Below are 16,082 nucleotides of genomic sequence, written 5' to 3' on the forward strand. Positions count from 1 at the left end.
TTTCCGTTAAGAAAGAAATACCTAATTGGATTATCATCAACGAGTGCCCACACAGATTGATAGGTTCTTATTTTTAAAGAGCTACTCTTCTTTGTGACTCACATCACTTCGGAAGAGGCGGCCATTCTAGCGAGATAATTTTCTGTGTCAAACACTTTTTCAAATTATTTCGTTTTTCTTTCTGACCTTGTCGACTTCGCTTTGAAGCCTTGTGAGCTCTGCCCTGTCGACAAGGAGGCATTATAGAGATCGCGCTCACATTGGCAAGCGTTATTTTGCAAAAATTGCAAAAATAATGGTTAAGCGACGACTTTTCGATCAAAGCCTTATTTATCCAACTTTACCCATAGATAGCAAACAACTTATCCACAGAGTTATCCTTTTTACCCTTATTTTTAGCCTCCATAAACAAAGAAAGCTGCTTTGCAGCAGCTTTCTTTATCAGACCTGAACACGACTTTTACGAGCTTAACAACTAAATGCCAGAACCATCTTGTTCATTATCGTCATCTTCATGTAATCCACATTCACGTTTTAAGCCGAAGAAGCGCGTTTCTTCTTCTGACATTCCCGGTTCCCACTTTCTCGTTGTGTGCGTATCGCCTACTGAGAGGTAACCTTGCTCCCACAACGGGTGATAACTCAAGCCATGTTCTTCTAAGTAGTAGTGGACATCTTTATTCGTCCAGTCGATCACTGGTAAGAATTTAAATACGCCATTTTGGATTGATAAGATTGGTAGACCAGCACGAGACTGACTTTGCTCTCGGCGCAATCCTGAGAACCAAGTTCCAACGTTTTGCTCTCGCAGAGCTCGTCGCATTGGTTCAACCTTATTTATCTTGTTGTACTTTTCAATTCCCTCGACGCCTTGTTCCCAAAGTTTTCCGTAACGCGCTTCTTGCCAATGGGCACTTTCTTTTGCTCGGTACACTTTAAGGTTGAGGTTCAGTTGCGCTTTCAGCTGGTCGATAAATTGATAAGTCTCTGCAAATAGATAACCGGTGTCCGTTAGGATGATAGGGATATCCGGTTTTTGTTGTGTCACAAGATGGAGCATCACTGCAGCTTGGATACCGAAACTGGATGAGACAGCGAACTCCCCTTCCAAATTATCCAATGCCCACTTTACTCTCTCTTGTGCCGAAAGCTGTTCGAGCTCGACATTGATTTGAGCAAGACGGAGGATTTGCTCCGTCTTAGTTAATGTCAGTAACTCTGCTAGCTCCGGTTTGGACGCTACAGAATCAAGCATGGAAGTCCCTCTTTGATACGAACACTTCTTGGATAATGCCAGCTCGAATCGTGAAGTCACCAAATGCTTCGCCTTCTTCACGTTCAGCAGCCCAACGAGCCACCAGCTGATCAATCTCTTCTAAGATTTGCTTATCCGTAATGTTCTCTTTATACATCTTCGGTACTCGAGTACCACCGCGGTTACCACCTAGGTGTAAGTTGTATCGACCTGGTGCTTTACCAACTAAGCCGATTTCTGCCAGCATTGCTCGACCACAACCATTTGGACACCCTGTTACACGAAGAATGATATTGTCTTCTTCAGGTAGACCATGCTTTTCTAGAATACCTTCTACATCGGTTACAAACTGAGGTAGGAAACGCTCTGCTTCTGCCATTGCTAATGGACACGTTGGGAACGCCACACACGCCATCGAGTTCTTACGCTGTTCACTTACACCGTCATCCATCAAACCATGTTCACGAGCAATCTTCTCGATCTTCGCTTTTTGGCTTTTTGGTACACCAGCAACAATCAGGTTTTGGTTTGCTGTCATACGGAAATCACCTTTATGGATTTTGGCAATTTCAGCAACACCCGTCTTAAGTGGTTTACCTGGGAAATCTAATAGACGGCCGTTTTCGATGAAGAGCGCTAGATGATGCTTACCATCGATACCTTCAACCCAACCGATACGGTCACCACGTTCCGTGAATTCGTAAGGGCGGCTTTGCTCAAACTTAACACCGGCACGTTTTTCTACTTCCGCTTTAAACACATCACTACCGACACGATCTAATGTGTATTTGGTTTTTGCATTCTTACGGTTAGAACGGTTACCCCAATCACGTTGAGTTGTTACTACAGCAGCGGCAACATCAAGTGTTTTCTCTAGTGGGATAAAACCAAAGTCGTCCGCTCTACGTGGATAAGTTGATGTATCGCCATGTGTCATCGCTAGACCGCCACCAACAAGCACGTTAAAACCGACCAGCTTGCCGTTATCCGCAATCGCTACGAAGTTAAGATCGTTAGCGTGTACGTCTACGTCATTTTGCGGTGGGATAACCACTGTAGTTTTAAACTTACGTGGTAGATAGTTCTTACCCAGAATCGGTTCATCTTCTTCCGTGCTTTCTACTTTTTCACCGTCCAACCAAATCTCTGCATAAGCACGTGTCTTCGGTAGTAGATGCTCACTGATCTTCTTCGCCCATTCGTAAGCTTCTTGGTGTAGCTCCGACTCTACTGGGTTAGTGGTACACAACACGTTACGGTTAACATCACCCGCGGTTGCAATCGAATCAATACCAATGCTGTTTAGCGTTTGGTGCATCAACTTGATATTTGGTTTTAGCACGCCATGGAACTGGAACGTTTGACGAGTAGTAAGACGAATACTTCCATATAAAGAGTGCTCAGTTGCAAACTTGTCGATCGCTAGCCATTGCTTTGGTGTAATAATGCCACCCGGCATACGTGCACGAAGCATGACGTTATGTAGCGGCTCCAACTTTTGTTTAGCACGCTCGTTACGGATATCGCGGTCATCTTGCTGGTACATTCCGTGAAAACGAATCAATTGGAAGTTGTCTGCAGTAAAGCCACCAGTAATGCGGTCTTGCAGATCTTGTTCAATCGTTCCACGCAGTAAATTACTTTCTCTTTTAAGGCGCTCGTTATCCGAGAGTGGACCAAGCACCTCACCTAATACTTCTTGGCTGTTTGATTGTTGATTCGCGCTCATTAGTACACATCCCTTTGGTAACGTTTCGCTTTACGTAGTTCGTTGATAAATGCTTCGGCTTCTTCACGAGATAGCTTGCCTTGTTGCTCGGCTACAAATACCAGCGCATCGTGAACATCTTTTGCCATACGAGTGGCATCACCACATACATAGATGTAGGCACCATCTTGAATCCATTGCCACACTTGTTCAGCGTTTTCTAGGATGCGATGTTGAACGTAAACCTTCTCTGCTTGGTCGCGACTAAACGCAACATCAAGGCGAGTCAGCAAACCTGACTTGAGGTACTTCTGCCATTCAACTTGGTAAAGGAAATCTTGAGTAAAGGTACGGTCACCAAAGAACAACCAGTTCTTACCTTCCGCGTCACGGTTATCACGCTCTTGAATAAAGCTACGGAAAGGCGCAATACCGGTACCAGGACCAACCATGATGATTGGTGTGTTGTCATCTTGTGGCAGTTTGAAGTTATTGTTGTGCTCAACAAACACTTTCACTTCACCACCCTCTTCTAGACGTTGAGCGAGGAAACTCGATGCTCCTCCATAGCGCTTTTCATCACCTTTGTCGTATTCAACCAAGCCTACGGTTAGGTGAACCTCTTCATCGACTTCCGTTTGACTCGAAGCGATAGAATATAGACGAGGCGTCAATCGACGAAGTAAACCAACCAATTCTTCTGCACTTAGCTTGGTCTTCTTCTCTGCAAGTACATCTACAACTTGGGTATTTGCAGCGTACTCACGAAGCTTGTCTTTATCTTCCACTAGCTTTTGTAGTTTCTTGCTACCAGATAGCTCTGCGAATTTAGTGACAAGTTGAGGGTTTGATGCGGTGATTTCGTACTTGCTAACCAATGCACTATGAATAGAAAGGCTTTCGCCATCCACTTCAACACTTTCTACACCGGATAGACCAACCTTAGCTAAGATCGCGTTGGCTAATTCTGAACTATTATCGAACCACACTCCTAAAGCATCGCCAGCTTGATAAGTTAAACCTGATTCTTCAAGGTCAATCTCTACGTGGCGAACATCTTTGCCCGAATCGCGACCCGTGATTTTCTGGCTTGTCAGTAACGTTGCGGTATATGGGTTTTGCTTGTTATAAGCAGAATGTCCTGGAGCTGCTTGACCAACAGGTAGTTGGACTACTTCTGCTTCATTGCCTGAAGAAAGGGCTTCTTTTACTTGTTCAAGCGCTTGCTTACGCCATTCAGCCGCCGGCGCTTCATAATCCACATCACAATCAATGCGATCGATGAAGGCAGTTGCACCTAACTTAGACAAGTAAGTATCGAAGTCTTTGCCCGTTTGGCAGAAGAACTCGTAACTAGAATCTCCAAGTGCAATCACTGCGTATTGTAGATTTGGTAACTTGGGTGCTTTCTTAGATTGAAGGAACTCATGCAGTTCAATGGCATTGTCTGGCGCTTCGCCTTCACCATTGGTCGACGCCACGATGATCACGTGAGTCTCTTTTGCTAAGTTCTTGCCTTTATAATCGCTAGCATCAAACAGCTCTACAGCAATGCCTTCTGCTTTGGCTTCTTGCTCTAGTGCTTCAGCAACGCCTTTCGCATTACCGGTTTGAGAAGCAAAAATGATGCTTAGCTTGCCTGCTGGTTTTGCAGCAACAGAAGCAGCCGCCTGTGCGATAGGCGTTGCAGCTGCTGCACTTGGTTGGTTTTGAGCGAGTCCCCAGAAGTAACCGCTGACCCATGCAAGTTGCTGTGAAGACAACTCTGAGACAGTTTGCTGGAGTGAGTTAAATTGTTGGTCATTAAGCGGGCTTGCGATTGGTGGATTACCACCTTGCCCATTATTATCTTCCGACACTTTCTTGTGAGAATATTCATTCTGTTGAAAAGACATTGTCACGACATCCCTATTCATTGCGTGACGATAGATTAACCACTCTCTCTAATAACAAGAAAGAATAGAAGAGAATGTTTTATAACTTTTTGGAAGTAAGCAAGCCGAGCTAAGACTCACCGATCTTCAATGCGCACCTGCTGAAAGCCGACGGCCATTGCCGATTTGGATGCCGTATCAAGATCATCATAATGGCACTCTTCCCCGTGACTGTCCGTTAGACAGACAAACCCACCGCGCGCGTGCCGAAACTCAACAACCCATCCACCTTCTTGAATTGAAGGTTCGATGATGGCTTCTACTAGCTGGTTGTCACGAAATAGATGTCGTAATTCATTTATTGTCATCGCAATCCCTGCTCCAACTTTTATACATTGCTCCTAGATAAGCATGGTCGAAGTCTGATACTTGGGCGAGAAATTCGATTTAATATAATGAAGTGATATAAAAAAACGCCGCTTATAAAGCGACGTTTTAAGAGATTCAGAGAAATGTGTTTAGAAGGAGTACTGAGCGCCAACGAAGAAACCGTCCGCAAAAATGAACTCTTTACCTAGGCTCGATAGAAACTCTTCTGACTCCAAGTCGATCACTCGGTAACCACCACGGAATGTTAATTCAGACTCTTGGAAAGGAATGCGGTACTGAACACCAGCCATTAGGTCAGTACTCTTAATCCCCTTGTTATCACCAAAGTTCATCTCACCAATCACATCAAAGTTTGTATTTGGCACGGTGATTTCTGCATAGCCATACCAAGCCCAAATCAGCTCATCAAAATCTTCTGTACGAGCATTGGTACCTGCGTCTACGTATTTTGTGTCACTCAAATTACTAAAGGTCAGACCCGCATCAAAGTGCATTAAGTCGTGTTCAAGAATTTGGTAGTAAAGAGTGAGGTCTAGTTTATCGAATCCCATGTAATCGGCATCAACGCTTGAGTAACGAAGACGCGCGTTTGGTACGTATTTTACGTCATGTTCAATCGCTGCGTAGAAAGTACCCGTTGTATCGCTATCTCTTCTTACTTCATTCACTTTGGTATCCGCAACCCAAACTTCTGCACCAACCGTGGTTGTGAAAGAAGACTCTTGTTCTGCAAAACAAGGGTAAGATGCTGCCAACGATAGTGTCGCTAAAGCGATGGTCGCTTTATATGTCATGTAATTTTTACTCCGAGATAGCTGATTTCAACATTAAGGGGCATGTGAGAAATACTAACATACTCTCACAGCCCACCATCAACTAAATCTCTACAATCCGTTACTTATAACGAGGCTGAGCGACGAAGTTTTTAAAAAACCATATGCCTAATGCAATCACTATTAACCAAGGTAATAGTTTTAGCACAGCTCCAACCATGCCCAATAAGAACATCACCACCAATGCAATGCCAGTCGCAGCAAATACAGTCACCATCGTAATACCAGTTACAAGCAGAGTTGCCGCAAATACTAAAATAAAGATCAGCTCCAACATAATCACTTCTCCTTTGTTTTAGTTTTACTAGAGCAGGTTCTGTACCAACTTATAAAAACAAGAATAACACCATGATCTATAAGTAAAAATAAAGCCAGAGACATTTCTGCACTCTGGCTTTTCTATTTTTAAGTTGGTAATTTTCACCAACCACTGGTGAAATTTACACGTTCAATTCTTTTGGAATCTTCGCCAGCGCATCTTGCAGCACTTCTAGACCAGAACCCGGTTTGTGCGCGTTTTCACTGATGTGACGACGCCATTGACGAGCACCCGGCATGTTTTGGAACAGACCCAGCATATGACGCGAGATATGGCCAAGGTAAGCACCTTTTGCCAATTGCGCTTCAATGTACGGGTACATCTCTTCAACGATTTCGCTGCGCTTTTTCACTGGAGCATTTGAACCAAACAACTCTTGGTCAACAGATGCTAGCAAGTAAGGGCTTTGGTAAGCTTCACGACCGATCATCACGCCATCTAGGTGTTGTAGATGCTCTTTCGCTTCTTCCAGTGATTTCACACCACCGTTAATCGCAATCGTTAAGTGTGAGAAATCCTTCTTCAGTTGGTAAGCACGTGGGTAGTCCAATGGTGGGATCTCACGGTTCTCTTTCGGGCTTAGACCACTTAACCATGCTTTACGTGCGTGGATAGTGAACTGCTCACAGCCGCCTTTCTCAGAGACGATAGATACGAAATCGGTTAGGAACTCGTAAGAATCTTGGTCATCAATACCGATACGAGTTTTTACCGTAACAGGAATATCAACCACGTCTTTCATCGCCGCAACACAGTCCGCAACCAGTTGAGGCTCTGCCATTAGGCATGCACCAAAGCGACCGTTTTGAACACGATCCGATGGACAACCTACGTTTAGGTTGATTTCATCATAACCACGCTCTTGAGCGAGTTTGGCACACGTAGCCAAATCCGCTGCGTTTGAACCACCAAGCTGAAGGGCTAACGGATGCTCTTCTTCGTTATAAGCAAGGAAATCCCCTTTTCCATGAATGATCGCGCCTGTGGTCACCATTTCGGTGTACAGCAGGGTTTCTTTGGTCATTAAGCGATGGAAGTAGCGACAATGACGATCTGTCCAATCCAACATTGGTGCTACAGAGAGCCTGCAAGAATGAGTCATGATATAAACACCCGTTTTTACGTTGCCAAGGTAGAGCGCGAAGGTGCGCTCAAAAAAATTAAGTCGGGTATTGTATACCCACTGTGCAGTGGATGCGAGCCTTGTGAATTCAATCGCTGATAAGCGCATTTCGGCATTGGTGTCTCGTTCTGTGATATCTGTTGCGCGCTCTAAGGGGCACTGGCTTGCTTTAATTCATGATTTTCGGTCTGATAGTGGGTAAAATGGAGTCTTTCTAAACGAACTTCGTATAGAAATGGTTTATCATAAAGCACGTCCGATAGTTATGGTGAAAGATTTGGACCCAACAATCCTTGAACAAATTGAACAAATCTGCGCTGAGCGCGGAGTAAGATTGACGCCGCAACGCCGACGCGTTTTTGAGCTTATTTGTTCTAATCGCCGCGCCTCAAGTGCGTATGAGCTATTGGAGCAATTGAAAGAGAGTGAGCCTCAGGCTAAACCACCGACGGTATACCGAGCATTAGATTTTCTTCTAGAACAAGGCTTTATTCATCGAGTGGAATCAAACAACAGCTTTATCACTTGCTGTTCGTTCAACACTCAACAGCACTTTTTCCAACTGCTAATTTGCGATAAATGTGGCGATGTCGTTGAACTTGAAGACGAGACGCTGATATCCTTATTAGCCAATAACGCCGAGAAACATGGATTCAAACTGACGAATCAAGTGATCGAAACCCATGGCGAGTGCCAGGCATGTTCCTCGGAGACGAAAGAAGAAAGATAGAAGAACGTTATGCGCGCTGAATTTGTAAACCCGTTTTTAGCTTCGTTAATGAATGTGCTAAAAACCATGGCTTCGCTTGAATTGAAGCCACAAAAACCGCGAATCAAGAAAGATGAGATCGCACGAGGCGACGTTTCTGGCCTTATCGGTATGGTTGGTCCACAAACTCGTGGTTCAATGTCGATTACCTTTGATGAAGCGTTAGCACTAGAAATCATGCAGAACATGCTTGGTGAACGTCCAAATGGGCTGAACGAAGAAGTGACGGACATGGTTGGTGAGATCACGAACATGGTGACAGGCGGTGCGAAGCGCATTCTAGCGGAAAGTGGATTTGATTTTGATATGGCAACACCGGTTGTGGTATCAGGTCGAGGCCACACCATTCGCCACAAGTGTGAAGGCTCAATCATCATCATGCCTTTCTCTTCACAGTGGGGAAATGCTTTCATCGAGATTTGCTTCGAATAATAGAGAAGAAATAGGTTGGTCAATGCCAACCTATTTTGTTTCTGCCTCAGGCAATAAAAAAGGTCAGCGTTTGCTGACCTTTTCTTTTTCTATTCAAACATTAAGCTTTAAACGCTTTAAATGCATTGATTAGACCATTTGTCGAGCTGTCGTGAGAGCTGATTTCTGACTCATCTGCTAGCTCAGGTAGGATTTGGTTTGCTAGTTGTTTACCTAGCTCAACACCCCATTGGTCGAAGCTGAAGATGTTCCAGATAACGCCTTGAACGAAGATTTTGTGCTCGTACATTGCGATCAGGTTACCTAGCGTGCGAGGTGTGATTTGCTTAACTAGGATAGAGTTCGTTGGGCGGTTACCTTCAAATACTTTGAACGGTACTAGAGACGCCATTTCTTCTTCGCTCTTACCTGCTTTCGCAAATTCTGCCTTCACAGTTTCTGCTGACTTACCAAATGCCAATGCTTCTGTTTGTGCAAAGAAGTTAGACATCAGTTTTTGGTGGTGGTCGCTTGCTGGGTTGTGGCTGATTGCAGGCGCAATGAAGTCACATGGGATCAGCTTAGTGCCTTGGTGAATCAGCTGGTAGAACGCGTGCTGACCGTTAGTGCCTGGTTCACCCCAAATGATAGGACCAGTTTGGTAAGTCACTGCGTTACCTTCACGGTCTACGTACTTACCGTTCGATTCCATGTTACCTTGCTGGAAGTACGCCGCGAAACGGTGCATGTACTGGTCGTAAGGTAGGATTGCTTCAGACTCAGCGCCGTGGAAGTTGTTGTACCAAATACCGATCAGAGCAAGAATCACAGGGATGTTGCTTTCTAGATCTGTCGATACGAAGTGGTTATCCATCTCGTGAGCACCGTCTAGAAGCTCGATGAAGTTGTCGTAACCTACAGACAATGCAATTGAAAGACCGATTGCTGACCATAGTGAGTAACGACCACCAACCCAGTCCCAGAACTCAAACATGTTGTCTGTGTCGATACCAAACTCAGATACTGCAGGAGCGTTAGTAGAAAGCGCTGCGAAGTGCTTAGCAACGTGTGCTTGGTCGCCAGCAGTTTCTAGGAACCAATCACGAGCAGAGTGCGCGTTAGTCATGGTTTCTTGAGTCGTGAACGTCTTAGACGCGATCAAGAATAGCGTTGTTTCTGGATCTACTTTCTTCAGCGTCTCAACGATGTGAGTACCATCAACGTTAGAAACGAAGTGCAGGTTTAGGTGGTTTTTGTATGGTGCTAGAGCTTCAGTCACCATGTAAGGACCAAGGTCAGAACCGCCGATACCGATGTTTACGATGTCTGTGATTGCTTTACCTGTGTAACCTTTCCACTCACCGCCAATTACGCGATCAGTGAATGATTTGATTTTCTCAAGAACTGCGTTTACCGCAGGCATTACGTCTTCGCCGCCAACCATTACTGGCTTGTTAGAACGGTTACGCAGTGCAGTGTGAAGAACAGCGCGATCTTCTGTTTTGTTGATCGCTTCACCACTGAACATCGCTTCAATTGCTGACTTAAGCTCAGTCTCGTTAGCAAGAGCGAAAAGGTGCTTCAGAGTGTCCTCGTTGATTAGGTTCTTTGAGTAATCGACTAGGATGTCTGAGCCGAAGCGTGCTGAGTATTTGTCGAAACGCGCTGCGTCTTGAGCAAATAGCTCTTTCAGATCCATATCTTGTGCAGATTCGAAATGCGCAGTTAGCGCTTTCCAAGCTTGTGTTTGCGTTGGATTGATATTTTTCAACATGGTCTTTATCCCGATGTTACAGTAGGTTCCATTCCTTACAGTCTAGCGAAAACTGCGGAATCCCCGATTTAGCAAATAGAATATAAATAAGATGTTAGGGCGAATTGCCACAAAACAAGTCTTTGTAATTTTTTTTCAGCCATCAATTATGACGGAGTGCCTTTACACTCACATTGAGTTAGGTCACGTTCCCTGTTTCGAATTTAAACAATTCATTTATTATGCTGAGAATCATATCATTTCGTAATGACAGGCTCTAATTGGATTAGGATAGACGCCAAATCAAATTTTTCCAAAGGAACGCATATGTGGGCACAAAAAACACTGCAATTAAAAGCGCGTCAGCGTGGTTTCCATCTGGTCACTGATGAAATTGAACAACAATTACCACAAATTCAATCGCTTTCAGTAGGTTTGTTACATTTGTTTATTCAACATACGTCCGCTAGCCTGACCTTAAATGAAAACGCAGACCCAACAGTACGTATGGACATGGAAGCCCACTTTAATAAGTTTGTGCCTGAACGAGCGCCCTACTACCAGCACACTTATGAAGGCGATGATGATATGCCAGCCCATATTAAAGCGTCTTTACTTGGCAGTAGTGTGACGATTCCTATCCAAAACGGTCAGTTAGCTTTAGGTACATGGCAGGGTATTTACTTAGGTGAGCACCGAGATTACGGTGGAAGTCGACGCATCATCGCCACCATCAACGGCGAATAAATCAGATAAAACAAAGGCTAACTCACAAGGTTAGCCTTTGTTTTTATATCGATTTAGAACGGTTGGTTGATCATGACTCGGAAGGTGCCTTCATCTGCGCCTTTGGCCATTTCAGCACGAACCACAATCCCCTCGACTTGGAAGCGCACTGCGCCACCAACGTTCCACTTCATGTCTTCATGCAACGTTTTTAGATCGTAGTCATCCGCCACTCGCCCTACTTCAACAAACGCTACCCATTGCCACCACGGCAGATCGTAGTAGTTGATGAGAGGGATATCATCGAGCGGCTGCCAGTCTGGTAGTACCCGATATTCTGCAGAATAGTGAATCGCACTGCGGCCGTGGTAACGACCCGCGGTATAACCACGCAGACGATACAAACCACCTAAGCGAACTTGCTCTTGCTCTGGAGGACGAGCACACATTAAACCATCGCATTTGTTCCATGTCGGTGTATCTGCTGTGTAGAAATCAAACGCGAGCACTTGCTGATCGAACCAATCACCAAGTGGACCCAACGAGTAGTACTGACTGTTTTGGAATTCCCACTTCAGCCACAAGTCTTCCGACTGTAAGCTTTCAGCTCCTGTGGTTAGGTCCAACGAGGTATGGGAGCCTCGCGTTGTATTACGCACACTGTCGCGGTTGTCCCAGTCAAATGTCAGGCTAAACCCGGTCGCCTCTTCTTTCTTGTCGTTGTAGATATCCAACTCACGAGAAGAATAGAACGGGGTGAAGATAATTGAGCTGACACCAGAATCGACTGGAGAAGCAAAACTCACATCCCTCACGGGTTGGAATGCACCAAGCAGTCCATGTTCGCGAACATTACCCCAAGGAAGCAGGTACTTGAACTCCAGTTTGTAGTTCTCTTCGTCGCCGTTGGTTACAGTCTTATCTTCCGTTGAAGAGTTATTCGAGCCTTGGTCACCTAAGTAATAAGGGTTGTCATTAAAGCGCGCCTGATACATCTGCGTGCTAAACAAAAGGTTTGGCGACAAAGCGTAGTTAAAAGCAGAAAGGAAACCGACGTAACTGTCTTTCTCAGAATACAAGCCCATACCAAACAGGGCTGCTTGGGGTTGGCCAACACCTTTAGCAACGCCCGCTAAACCGATGGTGCTGCCCATGGTCTCCGTACTGAAATAGAAAGGAACAAACGCTGAATCTTTCTCTTTGGCAATCAACTGCGGAGATAAAAAAAGGCTGGCAGAAAATGCCAGCACAGAGAATAGTCTTGTCTTCATGAGTTACTTCGAATATTCCATTTCGACACGAGAAGTTAATTTGGTCACCAGTTCATAAGCAATGGTACCTATGTGGCTAGCTACCTCTTCTACTGGTAAGTCTTTACCCCATAGAATGGCTTCATCGCTTACTTTATCCATTGCATCAGGACCTAAATCAACCGTCAGCATATCCATAGAAACGCGACCCGCGATTGGTACTTTGCGCCCATTAACAAACACTGGCGTACCGTTTGGCGCTGTACGTGGATAACCATCGCCGTAACCAACAGCAATCACGCCCACTTTAGTGTCGCGTTCACTTGTCCACATACCGCCATAGCCAACACTTTCGCCCTTTTTCACTTCACGAACGGCGATCAAGTGTGACTTCAGTGTCATCACTGGTTTGTAACCCATGTCTTGCGCAGTTTTATCATCAAATGGTGATACGCCATACATGATGATGCCTGGTCGAACCCAGTCTAACTGGCTTTGCGGCCAAGCAAGCAGACCTGCTGATGCCGCCAGAGAGCGCTCACCCTGACAGCCAGCCGTTAGCGACATAAACAAATCGATTTGCTCTGTGGTGATGCTGTTATCCAGTTCATCAGCGCAACCAAAGTGGCTCATGTAACGCAGAGGTTTCGCCACATTCGGGCACTCTTTAAGACGTGTGATGAACTCATCGTACTGCTCTGGGCGCACGCCAAGTCGGTGCATACCGCTGTCGATCTTAAGCCAAACCACAACTGGCGTTTCGAGAGCGGCTTGTTCTAATGCCGCGAGTTGCTCTTCACAATGAACAACGGTTTGAATGTTATTGGTCACCAATACTGGCAAATCGCCAGGTGAGTAAAAACCTTCTAGTAAAAGAATTGGCTTTACCACGCCACAAGCGCGTAGCTGAAGCGCTTCTTCAATGCGAGCAACGCCAAAGGCATCAGCATGCGTAGCGTGTTTAGCTACATGACGAAGACCATGACCGTAGCCATTTGCCTTCACCACCGCCATCACTTTGCTTTCTGGCGCCTGTTCTTTCACGCGTTGTAAATTGTGCTGCAGTGCTGACAAGTCAATACATGCCATCGCAGCTTTCATGTAGCTCATTGCATTACTCATCATCGATATCAAATGCAGGGCCCGCGTAGTTATCGAAACGCGAGTGTTGGCCTTGGAAGGTTAAGCGAACCGAACCGATAGGACCGTTACGTTGCTTACCAAGAATAATTTCTGCCGTGCCTTTGTATGGGCTATCAGGGTTGTAAACCTCGTCACGGTAAATAAACATGATCAAGTCGGCATCCTGCTCGATAGAGCCCGATTCACGCAAGTCCGAGTTAACTGGGCGCTTATCGGCACGTTGCTCTAGGGAACGGTTTAGCTGCGATAGTGCTACCACAGGAACGTTCAATTCTTTCGCCAGAGCTTTCAGAGAGCGCGAAATTTCCGCAATCTCCAAGGTACGGTTATCAGAGAGAGCAGGAACACGCATTAACTGAAGGTAATCGACCATGATCATCGAAAGACCACCGTGTTCACGCGCCACACGACGAGCACGGGAACGTACTTCGGTTGGCGTTAGGCCTGAACTATCATCGATATACATGTTTTTCTTCTGCATTAGGATACCCATGGTAGAAGAAATACGAGCCCAATCTTCATCATCAAGCTGACCAGTACGGATCTTGGTTTGGTCAACGCGAGATAGGGACGCAAGCATACGCATCATCAACTGTTCGGCAGGCATCTCTAGCGAGAAGATAAGTACCGGTTTGTCTTGGTCCATCGCCGCGTTTTCACACAAGTTCATCGCAAAAGTGGTTTTACCCATCGATGGACGTGCCGCCACGATAACCAAATCAGAACCTTGGAGACCCGCCGTTTTTTTGTTGAGGTCGTTGAAGCCAGTGTTCACACCTGTCACACCATCTTGAGGTGTTTTGTATAGCATCTCGATACGCTCTAGCGTTTTCTCGAGAATGTTATCGACGTTTTGTGGGCCTTCGTTTTCGCTAGTACGAGATTCTGCAATAGCGAAAACTTTACTCTCCGCCATATCAATTAAGTCTTCTGAGCTTCGACCTTGTGGATCATAACCAGCGTCCGCAATTTCATTTGCAACACCGATCAGACCGCGCACGATTGCACGCTCCGCTACGATGTCCGCGTAAGCGTTGATGTTCGCTGCACTTGGTGTGTTTTTCGCAAGATCCGCAAGGTACGCAAAGCCACCCACGTCTTCCAATTGTTCGTGACGTTCAAGGTGCTCAGACAAGGTGATCAAGTCGAGAGGCTTACCCTGTTCAAGAATGGTTTTAACGCCTTCGAAAATGAGACGATGAGGACGGCTATAGAAATCACTGCTCACAACACGCTCAGCGACCGTGTCCCAACGTTCATTGTCCAGTAAGAGACCACCAATTACTGATTGCTCGGCTTCTAGCGAGTGAGGTGGCACTTTGATTGCGTCGACCTGACTGTCTGAAGGTTTGCGATTTCTGTTTTCCGCCATGACTTTGCTCGATAACTACTAATGACCCGAGATTATAACCTTAAACTTAGCCAAGATGCTTCCCTGAAGCGACAATTACTTGTTAAGAATTCAACAAGTGAATGGCTAAGAATTCGCTTTTTATGGTGCGAAATTACTCGATTGCGGTAGAATCTCCCCAATTCATGCTGAAACAGACAGTTAATTAAGTTTGATGCGCAAATGAGAACGCCCACCACGCTTCTCCGGCTTAGGTCTAATAAAAATTAACCTATCATTGACCCAATAAAACATCTGTATCAGTATCATGCCCCTCCTTTTTTATTACGTTCGAGGTATTTGTGTCCCGATACTGGTTACTTGGCTTTAGCTTACTTTGCACGGGAGCATCGTACGCTGAAGAATCAGTACAGCCAGAGCAAGAAATTGAAGTGCCCGACCCTCTACAAACTGAGGTCGAGTTCGGCTATCAAGCTCACACAGGTAACACGGACTCTCGTTCCCTGAATGCTCGTCTGAGTGCTGAATACACTTCTGGTCGTCACCGTTCTTACGGCGAATGGAAGTACTACAACCTATATAAAGATGGGGAAGAAGATAAACGCTCTTCTACCTATACTGCGCAAAGCGACTACAAGTTAGGTCCAAAAACTTACTTGTACGGGAGCTTTAAAGGGGTTGATTCACGCTACAGTGCTTACTTTAAAGATTACACATTTTCTGGCGGTTTGGGTTACCAGTTCGCTTATACAGAAAAGTTTACTTTGGAAGCGGAGATCGGCCCTGGTTTTCGTTACCAAGAACCAAACTTAGATGAGATTGATGACGACGACATTGTCTTTCCAGACATCGTTCAGGAAGGGATCTTGCGTAGTAACATCAATACTACTTGGCAAGCTTTAGATAACTTAAGTCTCTCTGCCGATATCACTTTAGTAGCAGGTAAAAGCAACACTCGTGTTGATAGTGACCTGAGTGTGACCAACGACATTACCGAAGACATTGCTCTTAAATTAGCGCACTCTCGCCAATATCACGATAAAGTGCCAGAGGGCTTGAGCAAGGCGGATAGTGTGTTTTCCGTCAACCTTTTGTTTGCCTTCTAAGTCCAGCTTTTCATATTATTCAGACATAAAAAAAGCACCTCCTAAGAGGTGCTTTTTACTATTTCGCTTGG

At 45.4% G+C, this 16,082-nt stretch carries 15 protein-coding genes; 4 read left to right on the top strand and 11 right to left on the bottom strand.

Annotated features, from left to right (window positions below):
* Nucleotides 1-475 precede the first annotated feature (475 nt).
* The 7 genes from KIT90_RS26920 to dusA all read right to left on the bottom strand — a co-directional run bounded on the left by KIT90_RS26920 (nucleotide 476) and on the right by dusA (nucleotide 7,481).
* Entirely contained in the window at nucleotides 476-1,255 is a 780-nt protein-coding gene (locus tag KIT90_RS26920; RefSeq protein WP_009705533.1) for a phosphoadenylyl-sulfate reductase, read from the bottom strand.
* The gene (gene cysI / locus KIT90_RS26925) at nucleotides 1,248-2,984 is read right to left on the bottom strand and encodes an assimilatory sulfite reductase (NADPH) hemoprotein subunit (protein WP_032802560.1); all 1,737 of its coding nucleotides are present in this window, start codon (nucleotides 2,982-2,984) and stop codon (nucleotides 1,248-1,250) included. The genes KIT90_RS26920 and cysI overlap by 8 nt, the downstream gene beginning before the upstream one ends.
* On the bottom strand, nucleotides 2,984-4,858 hold the full coding sequence (locus tag KIT90_RS26930) for an assimilatory sulfite reductase (NADPH) flavoprotein subunit (RefSeq protein ID WP_285379633.1): 1,875 nt from the start codon (nucleotides 4,856-4,858) through the stop codon (nucleotides 2,984-2,986). Before KIT90_RS26930 ends, cysI begins: the two co-directional genes overlap by 1 nt.
* Nucleotides 4,859-4,974: 116 nt before the next feature.
* Nucleotides 4,975-5,205 (bottom strand): hypothetical protein, encoded by a 231-nt coding sequence (locus KIT90_RS26935; protein ID WP_005438465.1) that lies wholly within the window; start codon nucleotides 5,203-5,205, stop codon nucleotides 4,975-4,977.
* 150 nt (nucleotides 5,206-5,355) lie between these two features.
* Nucleotides 5,356-6,021 (bottom strand): TIGR04219 family outer membrane beta-barrel protein, encoded by a 666-nt coding sequence (locus KIT90_RS26940; RefSeq protein WP_005438464.1) that lies wholly within the window; start codon nucleotides 6,019-6,021, stop codon nucleotides 5,356-5,358.
* Nucleotides 6,022-6,121: 100 nt separating this feature from the next.
* Entirely contained in the window at nucleotides 6,122-6,337 is a 216-nt protein-coding gene (gene pspG, locus KIT90_RS26945; protein WP_005438463.1) for an envelope stress response protein PspG, read from the bottom strand.
* Between the two features lie 163 nt (nucleotides 6,338-6,500).
* The gene (dusA, locus tag KIT90_RS26950; RefSeq protein WP_032802564.1) at nucleotides 6,501-7,481 is read right to left on the bottom strand and encodes a tRNA dihydrouridine(20/20a) synthase DusA; all 981 of its coding nucleotides are present in this window, start codon (nucleotides 7,479-7,481) and stop codon (nucleotides 6,501-6,503) included.
* 286 nt (nucleotides 7,482-7,767) lie between these two features.
* On the opposite strand from dusA, the gene zur reads away from it, so the two are divergent.
* A complete protein-coding gene (gene zur / locus KIT90_RS26955; RefSeq protein WP_005438461.1) occupies nucleotides 7,768-8,232 on the top strand; it encodes a zinc uptake transcriptional repressor Zur in 465 nt (154 codons plus the stop codon).
* Between the two features lie 9 nt (nucleotides 8,233-8,241).
* Nucleotides 8,242-8,703 carry a chemotaxis protein CheX gene (locus tag KIT90_RS26960; RefSeq protein ID WP_005381269.1) on the top strand — a complete coding sequence of 154 codons (462 nt, stop codon included), beginning with the start codon at nucleotides 8,242-8,244 and terminating at the stop codon, nucleotides 8,701-8,703.
* Nucleotides 8,704-8,803: 100 nt separating this feature from the next.
* Here KIT90_RS26960 and pgi read toward each other — a convergent pair whose 3' ends face one another.
* On the bottom strand, nucleotides 8,804-10,456 hold the full coding sequence (pgi, locus tag KIT90_RS26965) for a glucose-6-phosphate isomerase (protein ID WP_032802557.1): 1,653 nt from the start codon (nucleotides 10,454-10,456) through the stop codon (nucleotides 8,804-8,806).
* Between the two features lie 306 nt (nucleotides 10,457-10,762).
* On the opposite strand from pgi, the gene KIT90_RS26970 reads away from it, so the two are divergent.
* Nucleotides 10,763-11,182, top strand: coding sequence for a secondary thiamine-phosphate synthase enzyme YjbQ (locus KIT90_RS26970; protein WP_005438458.1), 420 nt, complete (start codon nucleotides 10,763-10,765; stop codon nucleotides 11,180-11,182).
* Between the two features lie 53 nt (nucleotides 11,183-11,235).
* Here KIT90_RS26970 and KIT90_RS26975 read toward each other — a convergent pair whose 3' ends face one another.
* Genes KIT90_RS26975 through KIT90_RS26985 form a run of 3 tightly spaced genes read right to left on the bottom strand, consistent with a single transcriptional unit; the run spans nucleotide 11,236 to nucleotide 14,926 of the window.
* Nucleotides 11,236-12,432, bottom strand: a complete 1,197-nt coding sequence (locus KIT90_RS26975; RefSeq protein WP_285379637.1) for a BamA/TamA family outer membrane protein — start codon at nucleotides 12,430-12,432, stop codon at nucleotides 11,236-11,238.
* A 3-nt stretch (nucleotides 12,433-12,435) separates the two neighbouring features.
* The gene (alr, locus tag KIT90_RS26980) at nucleotides 12,436-13,512 is read right to left on the bottom strand and encodes an alanine racemase (RefSeq protein WP_285379657.1); all 1,077 of its coding nucleotides are present in this window, start codon (nucleotides 13,510-13,512) and stop codon (nucleotides 12,436-12,438) included.
* Nucleotides 13,513-13,525: 13 nt separating this feature from the next.
* A complete protein-coding gene (locus KIT90_RS26985; RefSeq protein WP_020196769.1) occupies nucleotides 13,526-14,926 on the bottom strand; it encodes a replicative DNA helicase in 1,401 nt (466 codons plus the stop codon).
* Nucleotides 14,927-15,246: 320 nt separating this feature from the next.
* Between KIT90_RS26985 and KIT90_RS26990 the strand changes: the two genes are divergently transcribed.
* Nucleotides 15,247-16,011, top strand: coding sequence for a DUF481 domain-containing protein (locus tag KIT90_RS26990; RefSeq protein WP_005438452.1), 765 nt, complete (start codon nucleotides 15,247-15,249; stop codon nucleotides 16,009-16,011).
* Nucleotides 16,012-16,082 lie beyond the last annotated feature (71 nt).

Source organism: Vibrio sp. B172a, assembly GCF_030248355.1.
GTDB lineage: Bacteria > Pseudomonadota > Gammaproteobacteria > Enterobacterales > Vibrionaceae > Vibrio > Vibrio owensii.